The 18,486-nt window shown below is 43.5% G+C and carries 12 protein-coding genes; 6 read left to right on the top strand and 6 right to left on the bottom strand.

The window, feature by feature from the left end; genetic code table 11:
* Positions 1-1,842 (top strand): hypothetical protein, encoded by a 1,842-nt coding sequence (locus QNI24_RS03190; RefSeq protein ID WP_267174840.1) that lies wholly within the window; start codon positions 1-3, stop codon positions 1,840-1,842.
* 177 nt (positions 1,843-2,019) lie between these two features.
* Here QNI24_RS03190 and QNI24_RS03195 read toward each other — a convergent pair whose 3' ends face one another.
* A complete protein-coding gene (locus QNI24_RS03195) occupies positions 2,020-2,436 on the bottom strand; it encodes an MAPEG family protein (RefSeq protein WP_267174841.1) in 417 nt (138 codons plus the stop codon).
* Positions 2,437-2,650: 214 nt separating this feature from the next.
* On the opposite strand from QNI24_RS03195, the gene QNI24_RS03200 reads away from it, so the two are divergent.
* The gene (locus tag QNI24_RS03200; RefSeq protein ID WP_458367998.1) at positions 2,651-2,776 is read left to right on the top strand and encodes a YqaE/Pmp3 family membrane protein; all 126 of its coding nucleotides are present in this window, start codon (positions 2,651-2,653) and stop codon (positions 2,774-2,776) included.
* Between the two features lie 149 nt (positions 2,777-2,925).
* Positions 2,926-5,112, top strand: coding sequence for a tetratricopeptide repeat protein (locus QNI24_RS03205; RefSeq protein WP_267174842.1), 2,187 nt, complete (start codon positions 2,926-2,928; stop codon positions 5,110-5,112).
* Positions 5,113-5,142: 30 nt separating this feature from the next.
* On the opposite strand, the gene QNI24_RS03210 is transcribed toward QNI24_RS03205, so the two are convergent.
* Together QNI24_RS03210 and QNI24_RS03215 are read right to left on the bottom strand one after the other, a co-directional pair.
* Positions 5,143-5,655, bottom strand: a complete 513-nt coding sequence (locus tag QNI24_RS03210) for a hypothetical protein (protein WP_267174843.1) — start codon at positions 5,653-5,655, stop codon at positions 5,143-5,145.
* 198 nt (positions 5,656-5,853) lie between these two features.
* Positions 5,854-9,375, bottom strand: coding sequence for a calcium-binding protein (locus QNI24_RS03215; RefSeq protein ID WP_283708490.1), 3,522 nt, complete (start codon positions 9,373-9,375; stop codon positions 5,854-5,856).
* A 337-nt stretch (positions 9,376-9,712) separates the two neighbouring features.
* On the opposite strand from QNI24_RS03215, the gene QNI24_RS03220 reads away from it, so the two are divergent.
* Positions 9,713-11,692, top strand: coding sequence for a S9 family peptidase (locus tag QNI24_RS03220; RefSeq protein ID WP_267174845.1), 1,980 nt, complete (start codon positions 9,713-9,715; stop codon positions 11,690-11,692).
* A gap of 84 nt (positions 11,693-11,776) precedes the next feature.
* Here QNI24_RS03220 and QNI24_RS03225 read toward each other — a convergent pair whose 3' ends face one another.
* Positions 11,777-12,028 (bottom strand): hypothetical protein, encoded by a 252-nt coding sequence (locus QNI24_RS03225; RefSeq protein WP_267174846.1) that lies wholly within the window; start codon positions 12,026-12,028, stop codon positions 11,777-11,779.
* Positions 12,029-12,308: 280 nt separating this feature from the next.
* Here QNI24_RS03225 and QNI24_RS03230 point away from each other — a divergent pair, with 280 nt between their 5' ends.
* Positions 12,309-12,968 carry a class I SAM-dependent methyltransferase gene (locus QNI24_RS03230; protein ID WP_267174847.1) on the top strand — a complete coding sequence of 220 codons (660 nt, stop codon included), beginning with the start codon at positions 12,309-12,311 and terminating at the stop codon, positions 12,966-12,968.
* 325 nt (positions 12,969-13,293) lie between these two features.
* Positions 13,294-13,722, top strand: a complete 429-nt coding sequence (locus tag QNI24_RS03235; protein WP_267174848.1) for a hypothetical protein — start codon at positions 13,294-13,296, stop codon at positions 13,720-13,722.
* A 247-nt stretch (positions 13,723-13,969) separates the two neighbouring features.
* Here the strand turns inward: QNI24_RS03235 and QNI24_RS03240 are convergent, their stop codons facing one another.
* A complete protein-coding gene (locus QNI24_RS03240) occupies positions 13,970-15,091 on the bottom strand; it encodes a ribonucleotide-diphosphate reductase subunit beta (protein WP_267174849.1) in 1,122 nt (373 codons plus the stop codon).
* Positions 15,092-15,273: 182 nt separating this feature from the next.
* Positions 15,274-18,348, bottom strand: a complete 3,075-nt coding sequence (locus tag QNI24_RS03245; RefSeq protein WP_267174850.1) for a hypothetical protein — start codon at positions 18,346-18,348, stop codon at positions 15,274-15,276.
* Between the last annotated feature and the right edge of the window lie 138 nt (positions 18,349-18,486).

Genomic DNA, 18,486 nt, shown 5'->3' on the forward strand with positions numbered 1-18,486 from the left:
ATGAATTCACAAAAAAACAAGCTGACTGATTTGGTTACATTGCTGCTGGTTTTATTGGTCACACAAATGGTTCAAGCAGGCACCTTAACAGTCAATGATGGCGCCACATTACGCGGTACTGGAGTCATTGTGGGTGATTTGGCAGTCAATACTGGTGGCACAGTTGAGCCATTTACATCATGTTTATCGGTCTCAAATGCGAGCTTTTCTAGTGGTAGTGAACTCAAGACGACAATCTCAGGAAACAGCCCTTGCAGTACCTATTCTCAGTTGTTGGTCAATGGAACTGTTGATTTGAATGAAGCTTCATTGAACGCCACCACCAACGGTTACAGCATGCAAGTTTTGGATGAGTATGTGTTTATCGATAATGATGGGGCAGATTCGATACTCAGTCCTTTTGATGCGATTGGAGAAAATTCTACATATACCATTGATGGGGAATTACTCTACGCCAGCTACTTTGCTGGTGATGGTAATGATTTCAGTTTATTGTTTAAATTTATTTATCCAGTGGGTGGTAACGTCACCGGATTGGCTGCAGGTAACGAGGTATTTCTACAAATCAATGGCGGCGAAATCATCAATGTCAATGCCAATGGAGCCTACCAATTCCCAACCGATTTGGACGATAACAGTAACTATGAAGTTTTGGTTATCAACCAGCCATCAACACCGAACCAAACTTGTACAGTCAACAACGGAACAGGAACCGTTACCGGTGGTGCTGTCACCAATGTCGATGTGAATTGTGTGACCAATACGTATGCCGTAGGTGGCAACGTCATTGGTTTGGCAGCCGGCAATCAAGTCGTGATTCAAAACAACGGAACAGATGATTTGCTATTAAATGGCAATGGTGGCTTTGTTTTCCCCACAGCACTGGATGATGAATCAACATATAACATTCTGGTGACCGGAAACCCAACAACACCAAACCAAACCTGTGAAGTGATTAATGGTGGTGGTGTGATTAATGGTGTCAATGTAACAGATGTTGTTATCAGCTGTTCAACCAATACTTATAGCATCGGTGGCACGGTCAGTGGTTTGGCGCCCGGTAATTCAGTGGTGTTACAAAACAACCTGACCGATGACTTATCTGTCAGCGCCAATGGTGCATTCCTGTTTTTGACTGCGTTAGAAGATGAAAGTGTTTATACAGTCACCGTGTTAAGCCAACCTGACACGCCGAATCAAACTTGTACTGTTACCAATGCATCAAGTACCTTGGCTGGCGCTGATGTCAATGATGTTTCAGTGTCATGTGAAGTCAATGAATATTTTGTGGGTGGCGGCTTAACAGGCTTAGTCACAGAAAATGGCAATACACTGATTCTGCAAAATAACTCCGGTGATGATTTGATTTTAAGTGACAACGGACCCTTTGTCTTCTCACAGCCGTTGGCTGATAAGACTGATTACGACGTGACAGTAGCTACTGCTCCAACCGAGCCAGATCAAAACTGTCAAATCAACCAAGGAGCTGGAACTGTAACAGGAGATGATGTCATCAATGTGAATGTCAATTGTGTGGTTGTTACCTATACGATTGGTGGTAGTTTGAATGGGCTTTTGCCTGGAGAGACCTTAACCATTGAAAACAACGGCAATGATGAATTGATCTTGAGTGAGAACGGTGATTTCGTTTTTACTGATCAGGTTGATGATTTGGGCACATATGAAGTGACCATAATCGAAAAACCAACATCACCCATACAGACCTGTACCATTGAAAATGCAACTGGAAATGTATCAGGTCAAGCTGTTGTTGATGTGATCATTGGTTGTGGCAGCGCTGATTTGATATTTAAGGATGGTTTTGAGCCATTGAATCAATAAAGCCTTTACTGAAACTCAAAGTGTTCAGTTTTATGGCATGTCTATTCAAGAGGAGTTACCTTGACCGTGCAGGTAACTTCTCATGCAACATAGCTTGATTAAAAGAATATTCAGCTTTTTCTAAACAGAGTAAGCTACTTCAGACACATGCCACGGAATACTGCTGAATAGTCTTTTTTAAATCAAAGCCATGGCACACAACACCAACAGACCAATGGTAGATGCCATACCAATTAAGTAGAAGTAGGAACGTGGGCTGGGGTTTTTCTCTGTGGCTATGGCATAGTATAAAGTCATGTGTACGATTCGTGCGGCTGCAAAAGTCAAAACCAAGGCGTTGACCCAAATCACATTGGCACCTGTCATCACAGCCAATAACGCGGCTCCCAAAAAGGCAGGAAAATTTTCTAATGAGTTCATAAAGGTTCGGTGTGCCCGAAAAACAAAAGAGGAATGACTCAGATCTTTATCGATTTTTCCAGGTACAGCCCCTTTTTGACTGGCTTTGGTGGTCGCAGCTATCAACGATTGTGTGACCAAGGTCGTCAGTGCAATGAGTATTCCAAGGTAGGCCAAGGTGTATGTTTCTTTCATTCTATGTTCATGTTTTATAGCGCGTTAAATCAATCTACAGCCACTGAATGACCCGCTGTTTCTAGACCCCATCCAATGACCATTTGGTTTTTTTATACAAGCTGTTAATGATATTCTGACACACTTTTTACCGCATGTTTGAAAAGATTATTCTTGAGCAATTAATTATCTAGGAGGATACGTGGACTTAATCAGAATCTTATTTTAAATATTAATCCCACCACTGGGGGTATTTCTGCAAGTGGGATTGGGCGGTGCGTTTTGGTTGAACATTATTTTAACCATCTTGGGTTATATTCCTGGCGTGGTTCATGCGAGCTATGTCATTGCAAAAAAATAAGGTCATTTAAATAACAAGTGGCTAAAAAGGATGCCAACTATGTGAATGGGGCAAGCTGTGTTAAAGTAAAAAAGACCTTCATAGACATTGAAATTTTGATCTTTTATCCATTCAGAAAACGCCTTTTAATAAACTGGTTTGTATCAATTTTGAGCCTTTCTTTGTGTCTCAGTGTGGCTGCTCAGCAACAGTCTGATTGTTGGCAAAAAGATCAGGATACTGATGTATTGGCATTGTGTTTGCAGGCATATGATAGTGCAGCTTACAGCGCCAATAACCACGGTGCCATTGAGGTCGGTTTTAGGGTGGCTGATTTATACCAACAGCAAGGCGAATTCGCACGCAGTAATGAATTTTTATTGTCAATGTCGCAGCAGTTCCCGGATTTGACCAATCAGTTTCTAATCAGGCATCAACTGCTCCGAGACATGGGTATCAACCATTACTATTTAAAAGATTATTCACAGGCGTTACAAATTTTTCAACAAGCTTTTGATATTGCGGATGTTCAACAGGACTTGTTGGCCTTATCAAAAAGCTACAATGATTTGGGTGTGGTTTATAAAGCCCAATCTAGATTTGCTGACTCACTGTCTGCTTATCAGCAAAGCTTAAAAATCAAAGAAACGCTTGGCATTGATTTGGAGATTGCCAAGTCTTTGAATAACATTGCTAATGTGCTGTTGTTAATGGGAAAGTACGAGTCAGCCATCACCTACCACCGTCGCTCGTTGGCATTGTTTGAACAATTTGATCAACAAGACTTTGATGGTCGAGAACAAGTCATCCACATCAAAGACCAAATAGCCTTAGCGCTCAGCCGGATCGGTAAAGTAGATGAAGCCATTGAGATCTTGGAACAGTCAATTCAACAGACAAGTGAATGGCCTGCGCATGAATTGTTGTTATTTGAAACCCATTGTAATTTAGCGAAAATTTACTTACTTAATGGACAAGTTGCAGCAGCATATGATGCCATTAATAAAACTCAGGATATATCAGGCATGAGGTCTGACCAAGTGCTGTTAAGGCATGAGGTGTATGCCGCAGTTCATAGGGCCCAAAACGATTTTTTTCAAGCAGAGCGTGAAGCTTTGGCTGGACTTAATTTGGCTCAATTGAACAAAGACCAAGAACAGATTTCATTGTTTTTTAAGATGTTATCGGACATCAACCAGGCCCAAGGTGATGATGCCGCTGCATTGAATTATTTGCGTCAATTCATTGCTTCTCATGAAAATAACTTGAAACAAAACTACGACACAGGCATCAAGTACTTACAAAACGAAATCGAATTACAGGTGCAACAAAAGAATTTAAGCCTGTTACAGAAGAACAATGAAATTCAAGAGCTTCAAATCAGGAATCAACAGTGGTTGGTTTTTTCGGTGTTGTTGTTGGCAGCAATTTCAGCATTGTTGGTGTGGTGGTATTTCAAGAAAAAAGCCGCAGAAAAACAACAGTTATTAAATCAAATCACCTACCACAGAAAACAATTAGATGAGTTGAAAACACCAAAACAGCGCTTGGAATCATTTTTTAAAAACATCAAAGAACCAATGGTGTGCGTTGATCAAACCTATCGCATCACTCACCTCAACAGCGCTTTTTGTCAGTTTTTTAAACTACAAATGGATTCCAGTTTACAAATGCATTTACCAACCCTCCTGCCGGTTTTTGAGGTTGCGATTAATGGCATCACATTCAATCAGGATGAATTACCCAAGCAGCAGTTTGTGCCGGTGCAGATCAGTCAAACCAAACAAGTGCTGATGTGGATCAACGTCATGAGTCATATGGATAATACCATCGTGTTGTCATTACAACTTGAGCAGCACCAACAACCGCTGCCAACAGATAGTTTCAACCTGGTAGCAAACAGCAACCAAATCAATGCCATTGTTGCTAAATTGAATGTGCTGAAAAACACCAATAACATCCTGACCAAAGATTTAATCTTACAAATTGATCAAAAGCTTAAACTGGCTGATTCCGGGGTCGATGATTTGTCCCAAGCATACCGTACTTCGATGGTTGAGCTGATGACCAGCAATCTGGAAGTGTGGCGCAAAAACACCCAAGGTGATCGCATCACACTGGCAGAAAAAAGTGCCGTTTGGAAAGTGACCATTGATGATGGCAGGTTACGTACTCGGGCCATGGACCGTTACTTGAGTTTAAAAACATTACCGAAAACACCGCGTTGGCGTTCTGTGGTAAAAACCAGTCATTATATTTTGGCTGAATGTCAACTCTCATTTGAGCAGCGCAAGTACCTCAATGATCGTTTGGAAGTATTTATGGTTAACTTAAAAGCTTATACTTCAGGTATTTAAATCAGGTAATGATGACTGGTTAACTTTATTTTACTGTCTGGTTTTACAAACTTGGCAAGAGAACTCCAAGCCTTCACTCAAGTCATAATCAACATGGTGATTCTCATCAAGTAGCACAGCTGGGCCAAGAATCAATGGCCTTACTTCACTGGGACTGTAATCTTGGTTGGACATGCTGGCGCAAACACAACTGGCATAAGCATAAGCCAGCCTGGCGGGCGTGTTATCAAAAAAATCATGTCTTTTCACTGGGTTTCGATTGACTAAAACGCCACCCACATAAATTTTGAGCTCCTTGTCATTGCCACTCAGTTGTTTCACATCTTTGATGCCAATAGGGCAATCAACCGGTTTGTCTTTCAGCATCCCTTCCATGGCATTGCCGGTGATGTTGACCGTACCAATTTCAATCAACGATCCCTCTGAACAGAATGTCGGATCCGATGCATCTTGGTGAGCCATCACATTGTTGCTGACATACAGTAGACCCAAGGTCAAAGCTGCTGCTGTTTTCAATAGGGTGCTGTGCTTGTTATCACTCATTTTGTTACCTCTTTTTTTATCGCTTTTATCGGGAAAAATAATTATAGCCTGTAGTTAAAATATAGGTGTTAAAACATGGGTATAAAGCGGGAAGCTTTGATAAAAAACCATTGGCATCAGCCAGTTAGGTGGAAGGAGTTTGATGGTTGAAAAACAAGAAAGGCCCCGCGGGGCCCTTCTGTTAAATGCGGTTTAAAGTTATTGTAAACATGCATCCACCGCATAAGTGGGCTCATTGAATAAATTTGCAGGCAATAAAGTAACGTTCCTCATTTTGGTGTCACTGCCCCAACCACCGCGTAATTTATCGCGAGAATTAGAACTGTTACCGGTCAGCGTATCGCTGTGGCGGTTGCCACGTAATTTATCTTTGGTATCACCGCCTGCCAGGTAGCCATCCAAAGTATCATCGCCGCGATTGCCCCAAATGCGATTTTTACCAGACAGGCCACGGATGCGATCGTTGCCACGGTTACCCCAGATCCAGTCAGTACCAGAGCCTGCGTTGATTAAATCATTATCACGATTACCAAAGATGATGTCACCGCTGCTGCCTCCATCTATGGTGTCATGGCCTCGATTACCCCAAATAAAGTCTTTATCCGCGCCACCTGCGATGTAGTCATTGCCGCTGTTACCCCAAATGATGTCTTTGTTATCACCGCCAATGATGTGGTCATTTCCACTGTTACCAAAAGTAATGTTGGTGCCACTGCCGTTATTGATGTAGTCATTGTCTGAATTACCAAACAGCACATCTGTACCGGATTCACCATAAATCATGTCGTTTCCGGTGTTACCGAATGCGACATCGGTGCCATCTCCGCCCATGATTCGATCGGCGCCACTGTTACCAAATAACACATCAGTGGAGCCATCACCTGAAATTATGTCACAGCCAGAATTACCGAATATGACATCAGTTGATCCACCACCTGAGATGGTATCGTTGCCTGAGTTACCAAAAGCCACATCCGTTCCGCCTTCTCCAGAGAGGTTATCATCACCAGTATTCCCGAACATGATATCAACGCCTTCTCCGCCAATGATTTCATCGTTGTCACTGTTACCAAATAGCACATCGGTATCAGCACCGCCGTTGATGTAATCTTCGCCGCGATTACCAAAAATGATATCTACACCAGCATCACCGTATAAGCGGTCACGTTTACTGCCCTCGCCATTTTCATTGCCGAATATCACATCTGTAGAACCACCGCCTGAAATGTAATCAGCATCGTCGCCTCCAAAGATGATGTCAACACCATCGTTACCATATAAAAAGTCAGCGCCTTGGCTGCCAAAAATAAGGTCAACGCCATTACCGCCATTAACGGTGTCAGATGCATCGCCAGCAAAAATCAAATCAACCCCATCATTGCCTTCAATGCGATCAGCATCTTGACTACCAAAAATTAAGTCAACGCCATTGCCGCCATACATGGCATCGGTTCCGACACCACCTAACAACAAATCAAAGGGACCATCGTTGCCATAAACTTTGTCGTTACCGGTGTCACCAGAGACTAAATCAGCACCGTCATTGCCCTTTACGGTGTCATCGTCTTTGTTGCCAAAAACCAGGTCAAAATATTTTCCACCAGATAAGTTGTCGTTACCTTCGCCACCAAAGATGAAATCAAAACCACCTTTGCCATCGGCGGTGTCGTTGCCTTGGCTGCCAAAAACAAAGTCACCCAACAACTGGGTCAGGCCTGCACCAGTGGAATCAGAACCGGTGATGTTGTCGTTGCCATCGCCGGCGAAGAAAAAGCTGCCTAGTTTGAAATTAATGCCATACAAATTAATGGCTCCAGTCTTGGCATTACTTAGGGTGTCATCTTTTTGTTCACCAAAAATAAAATCAATACCACGCTCACCTTTGATGGTGTCTTTACCTGGCTCACCGGTGTACCACAAATCACCTAAAATGATGTCAGTGAAACCTTCAGTGGCAACAATGCCGTCTTCACCTTTGTCAGCATCATCCTCACCACCAAACAACTTATCATCACCACCAGCGCCCAGAATCAGGTTGCCGATGTCAACATTGCCAGAAGCCCAGCTGTAGGTCTTACCCGCGCTGCCGTGGATTTCATCATCTCCTTTTCCACCAATCAAAAAATCATGGTGGTCGCCACCAAAAATTTTATCTTCATCGGGGCCAGCGAAAACGAAGTCCACACCGTCATGGGTCTCGATACAGTCATCACCTTGTAGTGTCACCACCAAATTGGGCTCATCTCCTGTTTTGATGCTGTCATCCAAAGGGGTGCCAATCACCACACCGACGCCAAATACATCAAATTCAATGTCAAAATCTGTGTAATCTTCACACAAAGTCTCGCTTAACTTTTGTGCGATTTCATCAGCATCTGTAGGCTTTCTGCGGTTGAGCCATTGATCGGAGTTTTTGTTAAGTTGATCAACACCTTCGCTTGTGGCTTCGAGGTAAGCAGGACTGATCCAAGCATCAAATGCATGTTCAATTGAGGCCAGTTCATCAACGTTTACGATGGCAGTGGCGGTATCAACAAAGCTCATTCCTTTGTCATAGGCTAGAACTCCCAATGATTCAGCCTCTGTCATGAGGCCTGTGGCCCTGACTTCAAATGCTGCAACTTCTTGGTAATCACCTGTTTCAGTGATGTTTACCGTCGGCAAATAATTGGCCATTTGTTCAATTGATTCTTCGGTGCCAACGCAGTTGTGCATCTCCTCCTGTAACGCATCATAGTGTGCCTCTTCAGCTTCAGATAAATCATCCAAAGGGTCTTCCAAAGGATCTTCACGGTCACTTTCCTCTTCATAGGCGTCAGCCACCAATTCAAACTCATTCAAATCATTTTCAAGCTGGATACCACCTTGGTCAATACAATTAAAATAATGCGCTGTGTTGTGCTTGTTTTTATCCAAGTAAACCAGAATTTCATTGATTGTCTCATCGGCTGCTGCCAAATCTTGTTCAATTTGTGTGGTGCCAGCATTGACCACTTCGAGCACTTCGGTCTCGTTGTTGGTGAGTAACAGTTCACCAGCTTCGCTCAATTGTAAAACAGCGTTGGTGTAGTCTTCTAATAACTGACTGGTTTGAGACACAAATACTTCTGTTTGGCTGACTTGTTGTTCTTTCACTCTTTCCGCTTGAGCATAGATGTCCATTTGCTGAGCAAACAGCGCCTCAAGGCCGCGGAATTCAGACAACGGTTTGGGTTCATTTTGCCGCACATTGAACAGTGGGTCATAAACGCCCTTTGCCATTGGCAATACCACTCGGCCGCGATCAAACTTGCCGGTGACAGAGTAACTGATGTCGGTGTCAGCCGCGTTAGCCAACAGTTGATCGGAATAGAACACACTGCTGATGCCTTCGATGATGATGTTGACGCGAACTGGTTCAATGGTATCAGGCACCTCAAGTATGCTGTGTAATTTTACCTGTGCAGCTTCGTTTTCGCCTTGTATCAACCAAAACCAGATTTCTGCATCGGCTTTGTGTACATACAAGGCGCCAGAATCAACGACATCATTGAATAGCTCGATTGGGCTGGCTTTGTTTGTGGTATTGGTTTGGACCAATGAGGTTTGAGATGCATGGTTATTTGTTAATGGTTGGTTTGGTTGTAGTTGATAGCCACTGACCATGGTGGCCCCTAAGGTCAATCCGCTTAAGGCGGATATTTTTAAGATTTTCCGTAAATCCCAACGTAAATTATTCATTGTCATTACCCTCTAAAAAGTATGTGTGAATGGTTCGGCTAAATTACCGAGACCTAACCTCAGGTTAATCTCAGAGCCTCATTCAGCCCAGCAAATCAGCGGGGTAAATCGGGATTTTTTGGGTATATTTAGGGAAGGTGCTGAGAATATGTTACTGATAATGTTGATGATTATGGTTCCAGCAACAATGACAATGATACTTTCAAATCAGCTGGTGATTGGGGTGGCTGTTTTCTGTACCCAAAAACAATTTTTTCATTTTGTGCCCATCAGCACATGTAAATGACACAACTTCTGCTAAATTAATTGACTTTACTTTACTAACCACAGGTGATTTATGACACGCACAAGTAAACAGTTTTTCACTTTTTTACTATTGGTAATTTCGCTGGTAGCGTATGCCAAACAGTCCACACTTAACAACGGTAATTTGGTGATGCAGAACATGCCAGCTATCCCGCAACAAATCAAAGCTGAATTGAACCGCTATCAAAACATCCGCTCAGCCAGTTTTGTTGAGTGGGCGGAAGATGATGAAAGCCTTTATATCAGCACACGATTTGGTGATGTCTCGCAGTTACACCGAGTCAGTCAGGCTGGTGGTACCAGGTATCAAATGACTTTCTTCGATGAGCCCATTGGTGCGGTTAGTAAACAACCAGGTGGGGCTGAATTGAGTTTTACCATGGATGCTGGTGGCAGTGAGTTTGCACAAATATTTGTGCTCGATCCGAGCACGGGCGAGAGTCGCATGATCAGTGATGGTGAATCACGTAACGGTCAAGTGGTGTGGAACAACGCGGGTACAGCCATGGCTTTTCAGAGCACCCGCAGGAATGGTGCTGCCAATGACTTATGGATTATTGAGCCTGATAATCCAGAAACAGCAGACATGATCCTGCCATCACCTGATGGCAGCTGGTGGGGCGTGACCGATTTCAGTGCAGATGACAGCCAGGTTTTGGTGGCTAATTACATCAGTGCCAATCAGTCAGGTGTCTATTTGTTAAATTTAGCTAACAAAAAGCTGACCCCTTTAGTGAAAACCGATGACAGCAAAAGCACTAACTTACCAATTGCTTTTGATGATTTAAACAACGGTTTTTTCTATATCACAGATCAGTACAGTGAGTTTTCACAATTGGCTTGGCAATCATTAGATAAGCCAAGTGCAAAACCAACCATCATCACGGCTGATATCAGCTGGGATATTGATAACATGGTGCTCAGTAATGATGGTCGTAGGGCCGCTTTCAGTAGCAATGAAAATGGACGTTCAGAATTGTATTTGATGGACGTGAAAAAACAAACCTATACAAAAATAACAGGCATGCCATTGGGTGTTTTTGGCGGCTATGACTTCAATCAGAGTGGCGATAAATTGGCCATTACCATCAACACGGCCCAAACGCCCAGTGATGTTTATGTCATTGAGCTTGAGAAAGATTTACTTAAAAGTAGTGCACTTACTCGCTGGACTTACAGTGAAGTCGGTGGTTTGAATACCAATCAGTTTGTGGTACCTGAAGTGATTTCATACCCGACATTTGACCAGGTTGATGGTAAAGCTAGGCAGATTCCGGCCTTTGTTTACCGACCCAAAACAGCCGGGCCACACCCAGTGGTGATATCAATCCATGGTGGACCTGAAGGACAAGCCAGGCCTTGGTTCAGTAGCACCTACCAAATGTGGGTGGATGAGTTGGGTGTTGCTGTGGTGGTGCCCAATGTACGTGGCTCTGATGGTTATGGCAAAAGCTATTTACAAATGGACAATGGTTTTAAACGTGAAGACTCAGTCAAAGACATTGGTGCGCTGTTGGATTGGGTGGCACAACAAAATGACTTAGATCAGGACCGCGTCGCAGTCTATGGTGGTAGCTACGGTGGATACATGGTTTTGGCCTCTTCAGTGCATTACAGCGACCGGCTTAAAGCTGCGGTGAATATTGTGGGCATTTCTAACTTTGTGACTTTTTTGGAAAACACCCAAGACTACAGACGTGACCTCAGACGGGTTGAATACGGTGATGAGAGAATCCCCGAAATGCGTGAATTTCTGAACAACATCAGCCCTTTGAACAACGTCGATAAAATCAACGTACCGATGTTTGTGGTTCAAGGTCAAAATGATCCCAGGGTGCCGGTCACAGAAGCCGATCAAATAGTCGCGGCACTGGAGGAAAAGCAACAAATAGTGTGGTACATGAACGCATTGAATGAGGGTCATGGATATCGCAAGAAAGAGAATCGCGATGTTTACCAACAAGCGGTTATACTGTTTTTGCAAAAATATTTGATCCCTAAGGAAGGATAAATAGAGCAGCAGTTGTGTTGGTAGGGTGAGACAGAATTGATTGCGCTCACTCTGCCGATGCAGCGCTGATACCAACCAACCGGTTCAGTCTATCAGCAACTCGGAATCAACCAAATGCATGTGTTCTTTGACCAGTTGGTTGACCAATTCGATCACTTCTTTACGTGAGTTGTTGAAATGGTTTTTTTGATCAGGAAAAACTTGAATCTTAATGGCCAACATTTGATTCCACTTTTCAAGAATCCTCAGTTTGTCTTCGTAATCGAGCTCTGAATCATTCATCACTTGTTGAGGTGATCGATAACCTTCAACAATCATGACATCATGCTCGATCATGGATATAAAACCAATAAAAATACACACATGTTTTAATTGTATGAATGGGTTGTGAAAAAAAAGGTGAAAGTTACATCAAAAAATTATCATTTCTTCTCGAACCAATCAGTTTGTAAAAAAACAGCGTACTTTTTAACCAGCGAATCGCGCCGTGAATCTCTAAAACTAGGCTAATGCTATAATAATTAATTAGGCAACAGAGAGGTTGTGATCCAATCTCGCGTGGCGAATCAGTGAACTTGATGGCTTGTTACGTTTTTTTAAACGTTCAGAGAAAACCATGTCACCCTACCGAATCAAGTACCAAACTATTGAATTCAACAACCACGATATCCACATCAAAACCCTGCGTGATCGTCAGCAATTTTCAGACCCTGATGGTGTGGCCGCGGACTTGGGCATCTCTTCAGCGCAGTGGTCATTGTTTGGGGTGATATGGAATGCCAGTCAAGTCATGGCACATTTAATTGATACCAAAGACACCACTGGTTTGAGGATATTGGAGGTGGGCTGTGGTATTGGGCTGACCAGTTTGTTGTTGAATGCTCGCAACGAAGACATCACAGCCATCGATCACCACCCAGAGGCGGGAGCGTTTTTATTGAGTAATGCCGCATTGAATCAAGATGAGGCCATTCCGTTCCTGCGAACCGGTTGGGACAATGAAGCCACTGGCCTGGGGTTGTTCGATTTGATTATAGGCAGCGACTTGCTGTATGAGATAGAACACATCCAGCTGTTGTCACAATTCATCTATCAGCATGCCAAATCGAATTGTGAAGTGATTATTGTTGATCCAGGTAGGGGGTTTCATACCAAATTCAGTCGTGTCATGACTGCATTGGGGTTCTCTCACACCCAAACAGAAACTGCTGATACAAGTCGTTTGACAGAACCATTCAAAGGCAAAGTATTGTATTACTTGAAGAAACCTCGGTAACCGCACTTGACGGCAACCATACAAACGGTTGAAAGCGGGCAAAATAGCCAGTTGATATTGGCTAAAATGAAAATAACTAAAATTGTGCCCTAAAACGGCAGTCTATTTATTGGCACAGTTTTTTAAACCTTGAGATAGCTGGTAAATGTGATTTTTAAACATAAAACATCTACTTTTTAACAGTAGTTTTCATTGTTTGTCTTATCGGTGTTGTTCAATACTGTTTGAATGACTATCATTAATTATGTGTTCAGTTATTAAATTTCTAACTGTTCATAAAGTAAGCTTTGAGCGGTCAGTAGAGATTAATTTGGAGGTATCAACAGTGAGCAATTTTTCAGGTAAAGATTTATTTATTGAAATGATGAACTGGGACTTTATCGGTCCTGGCAATCAGTTTAAGAAAGGCATGTTAATGAATGATCATGGCAAACGTTTATTGATCAAACAAGTCTATCCAAAGAAATCCCCTGCTTTTGTTGATGTGTTCATGCAATACGCCCATGTGGTTTCAGTCAATGGCCAGTTGAAACTTGATCCAGGCGTGGTGTTGGGTTTCGATGTCAAAAATAAAACCATTCATCCAGTGCTTTATCGCAATGATTTATTGGATCACACCATCAGCGTCTATGACAAAGATGGCTTGAACCAAGACAAAGCTGATTGGTTATTGGAGTATTGGTCGGCTTGGTTTGATGAACTCAAATCAGGTGACTATGATTACCTTGATCAAGCCCAATTGAAGACCGGTTGAAACCCATCGAAGAAACATGTTGTCGGTGATTGATACCCTAAAAGTCTGTAGACACAATTAACCCAATCAGACGACAACTTAATGGGTTTGAATTATAGTTGGGTTCAATTGTTATCTTGATGTTTTCTAAATATTAAGCAAACACCTGTTGGTGCAACCAGCATTTCCTTAATTGGTCCGTGAACAACAAGCCACGGTCTGACTGATGGCATAAATTTTTTATACAGCGAACCTATAACATCTTACTTCAGTCCCAACTCAAAGAACCGCCTTCGTGTTCATCGGCGTGTTCTTCTTGATGGCGGTCCTGATCATTGACTTTGACTTGTCCGTCTAACCAGGGCAGTGCGTTTTCAGCGCCAGGGAATGGCTGAATCATGCCCAGTGCAGCAGCACGTTGGTTGGCAATGTAACGGTGTTGTTCCATGTGTTCATCGGCACTGTAGCTACTGATGGGTTGTTTGAACAGGAAGTTGACGTATTTCTGTTCGGCAGCTTCAGCTTCTTCCCACATGTTCTTGACTTTGATTGGGTCGAGTTTGAGGTTGTTTTCTTTCAGAATTTGTTTGATGGCACGGATGCCAAAAGCATAATGCAACGATTTGTCGCGCATGATGAACTGAAGCATTTGGGCGGTGTTTTTCATCAGGCCACGGCGCTGAAAGGCGAAAATCGGACTGAAACCGTGGTACAACCAATTGCCTTCAAACACCACTGAGAAGAACAAGTAAGCCATGGTGAATTTTTCAAGCTCAACTGGGTCATTGAGATCTAAATCAGGACGCATAACAGGTTCCAGGTAACGGTTGGACATCTGTATTTTCTGGTCAATTTCTGGAATCAGGCGGTAACGGTTGTATAAGTCACCCTGGTCTAAACCAATACCCTCAATACAGTGTTGATAAGCAGAAGTGTGCAAGCCTTCCTCATAAATTTGACGAGCCTGGTAAATTTGTAATTCTGGTGCCGTCATTTTTTCCATCACAGCCAGACCGATGTTGCGCATCGCCAAGATACCTGAAGTGGTCAAGTAGGACATGACGTTTTGAAACACATGTTTTTCTTCTGTGCTCAAGGTGTTGTTGTAATCTTGGACATCTTGCTCCATCTTGATGTCCAAGGGCGACCAATGATTTTTATTGGCATTAAGAAAGAAGTTCCAGGCCCAAGGGTATTTAAATGGGGCTAATTGGTTGACGTCGGTCAGGCCATTGATGACGCGCTTGTCCTCGGCCTTCACTGGCTCTACTGATGAGGATTTAGGAGCAGCAGGTACCGCCTGGACTTGATCATTTTCTGGTTTATCTTGTGTCGATTTATTGTTGCTGTTGTTTGATGAAGATAGCGGATCGTCCCAAAGGTTGCTCATAAAATTCTCTGTTGATTTGAAGCTCAATATTATAGGTAATCAATGATGAAAGCCCAATCAAAAATAGCAGTTTTAAATACTAATAGCCAATCACTTATGCACCACTGAACGGATTCATGTTCAATGGTGCCTATTTGTTTCAGTAAGCGGTTTTATTGGTTCAAGGTGTATGATCTGTTTTATTAATCCTCGCAGCTGTTTTGTTGATTGTCTATACAGGCGCCACTGATAAAAAAGCGCCAATCCTTGATCGGTTTGATGCCTTCAGCAGTGACAGTGTCTGTATTGAGGTGGCTGGTGAGGTAATACAGCCTTTGGATGTCATCTTTTTCTGCCGGACCCACATGCGCATCACTGAAACGATCTTGTAAATAAACCGGTGGTATGGACTGGTTATACAGCTTCACTGTGACGTGACTGAACTGGTTTTTTTGTTCAGTGCTTAATTTCATTACATATTTCAAACGGTCTTTGCCAGTGAGGTTTTTGTCACTGTAGTCTTTGTCCTTGGCCGCCTCGCCCAGTAACACACCCAACATTTGGATGTAGGGTGATTGGCTGTCGAGATAAAATTGTGGATCAAAGCCTTTGGCCCTGATGCGGTTGTCTTTTTTATCACTAACCCGTCGCATGAATGAGGTGGTGTTGTGACCGGCAGAATCTTGGATGATCTCTTGGTAAATTTGCACTTGGTCTTGTGCATCAATCACCTGATAATGAGGTTGATAGGTGGATTGTCCAGCACCGCCCTGTTCGGTTGAAAGTGGCTTATCGGTGCTGCCTTCCAAAATCACACCCAGTGCATTGCTGCGGCCTGATGCCCACAGGATTTCGCCTGATTTGCCATGTGCCACAGCTTCGATAAACACCCGCCTGAAACCCACACCTGAGGGCAGAAAGTGGCCTGTTTTATTTTCTATTTCGACCGATAAATCAATGGTGTTGTCATCCAGCCATTGCATGTGGGTGATTGACACGTTGGCGGTTTGTTGGGTGGCCATTTCAATCATTGAGTCGCGGCCTGTTATCAAAGCTGGTTGCACATCGTTGTTAACCATGTAGTCCATTTGACGCAAACCTAAAATCATGGGGAACTGCTGGAACATTTCATTCAAAAAGACATTCAGACCATGCAAAGAATGCCGAGCAAATTTATCCCGTGGTGTCAGCGTGATGTCTTTATTGGGTAGGCGATGGGTGGTGGGCGCAAAGTCACTGCTTTCTATATTGGCAATGCGCATGTCTTTTAATTCGTGATAAGTGTCACCGACATCAAACTTTGTGGGCATGTGACAATCCTGACAACTTTCGAACGAACCTTTCTTTGAAAAGTCAGAATTAACCCATTCGAGGTGGGTGGTTTGTTCATAGGTGGCATTAACCACCAAGCCACCCGGTGCGGTGTGCTGGTGCGGTGTGCCATCATTGTTAAAGGTTGGCAGCAGGATGTTATGACAAGAACCACACATGTCGGAATTCTGAATTTGGGCGCCGAATTGTGGTGTGATGTCCAAGGCATTTTGCATTGGTTGGGTAATCACACTTTCACTGGCATAAGGTCCAACCACTTGGCCTGGTTGATTGGTGACAAAATTACCGGTATATCCCGATTCAGTGCCCAGCCCTTTGTCATCAATTTGATGACAGACCATGCATGAAATGCCATCACGCGCCAGGGCGCCGTATTTCGCATCATGATTATTGGGTGGATCATCTTGCCATTGGGTGACCATTGATTTGGCCATGGGCTGGCCAAAGGGCACACCCTCTGGTGGTGCCACAGCAAAAATATCTTTGCACGCTTCGGAGGCCGGTGTGTCAATCGCTAACTGTCTTTGGCCCATGACGCCATGACAATGCAAACAGGTGTTTTCTATACATTTTTTGGCCGCTGGTAAGTTGTTGGTTTCACTTTGTAGCTGGGAGAAGAAAATCGGATCGCGTCCAGCCAAACCCATGGGAGAAACACGCCACTCGCCATAGGGCGATACGTTGATCTTAAGTTTACTTTTCGGCTTCTTGGTTGATAAGTTTGATTTATCAATCAACATATTGGCTTCGGCCGAATTGGCGTAAGTGGCATCGTGGCAGTTGATGCACTGGTCAGAGGTAAGGAATTGGTCCAAACCGCTGCGCATGGATAAATTGTGATCAAAGGTTTCAGCTGGAAAACGCAAAGGCCAGGCTTGTGCATAGTCTTTGATGCCTAAATCACCAAAATAAGCCTCAAAGTTGGGGTTGATGGTGGTCAATGGTTGCGAGAATATTGGTTGGTATACAGTGACTTGTTTGGCATCATCCAATGGCTGGCTGTGCAGCGATTCTCTCTGTTGAGGTGCGGTTATACTTTTATCAAGTGGGTACCATTTGTAACGCAGTCCTGCGGAAACAATGTTGTCCAAAGATGAAAAAGTCATTTCATTGACTGCTGTGGCATGGCAGTTGATACACGCTGCGCCATATAAGTTATAAGGATAGACAATGGTATTGATTTTTTCTTTATCGCTAAAATCGTAACCAGTAGGAAACCAGTGTTGGTTTGGCTTAACGGGGTCAGAGGGCAGGGCGCCAGGGTCAGTGAATGCCGATTTATCAACAACCGGCGGGTTGCCATCACCGGTCATGGTTGGATTGGCATAATACCAGCCATCATGGGTGGTGTTGGTTCGATACATCACGGTCCAAGAAGAGGGTAGCCGCTGATCATCAGTTTTGATCTGCATGCAGTTATCTGGTTTTTCCACGCCTAATGCCGCATCAATATTGGCCATTTCTTTGATGATCATGGCACCAAAAGGTAACTCGCCCTCTCTGCCGGCACATAACCAGGCCACCATTTCAGGTGAATAGTAAACGCGAACCGCTGGATGAACGCCATAGCTTTTGCCCTCACCAAAGGGGCCTTTGTAGGGGCCGGTCAAACGCCAGTCGCGGTCATGGGCCCAATTGAGTTTGTGGTCATAAACCCTGGCTCTGAGAAAATCGCGTAATTGAAAATCAAAGGCGTTCTTTTTCTCCATTTCAGTCAATTGTCCGGGTTGCAGCGTGAAGCCAATTGCATCGCGCCAAGCCAATGCTTCAGGTGTTGGTTCATTGATTGCACACCATTTTTGACTGGCTGCTGCTGTTTTGGATTCATCGGGTTGTGAGCAGACCCAATCAGCCGGCTTATCCGGCAAGTCAGCAGAAGCTTGTGCTTGAGATTCGGTACCAAAGAGCGACACCGTGAGCAGTAAAATAAAAAACAATATGTGCATAACAACCCCCTATTTGTTGTATTTTCTTACGCACACGTTAATAATAGTAAGAGTTTGTTTTGGATATTGCAATCAATTATTGGCTCAGTTTGTAGAAATATGTGCATAGCGATTCTGCTAATCATGCTAAATCAACTG

This window comes from Marinicella marina, assembly GCF_030065545.1.
GTDB classification, from domain to species: domain Bacteria; phylum Pseudomonadota; class Gammaproteobacteria; order Xanthomonadales; family Marinicellaceae; genus Marinicella; species Marinicella marina.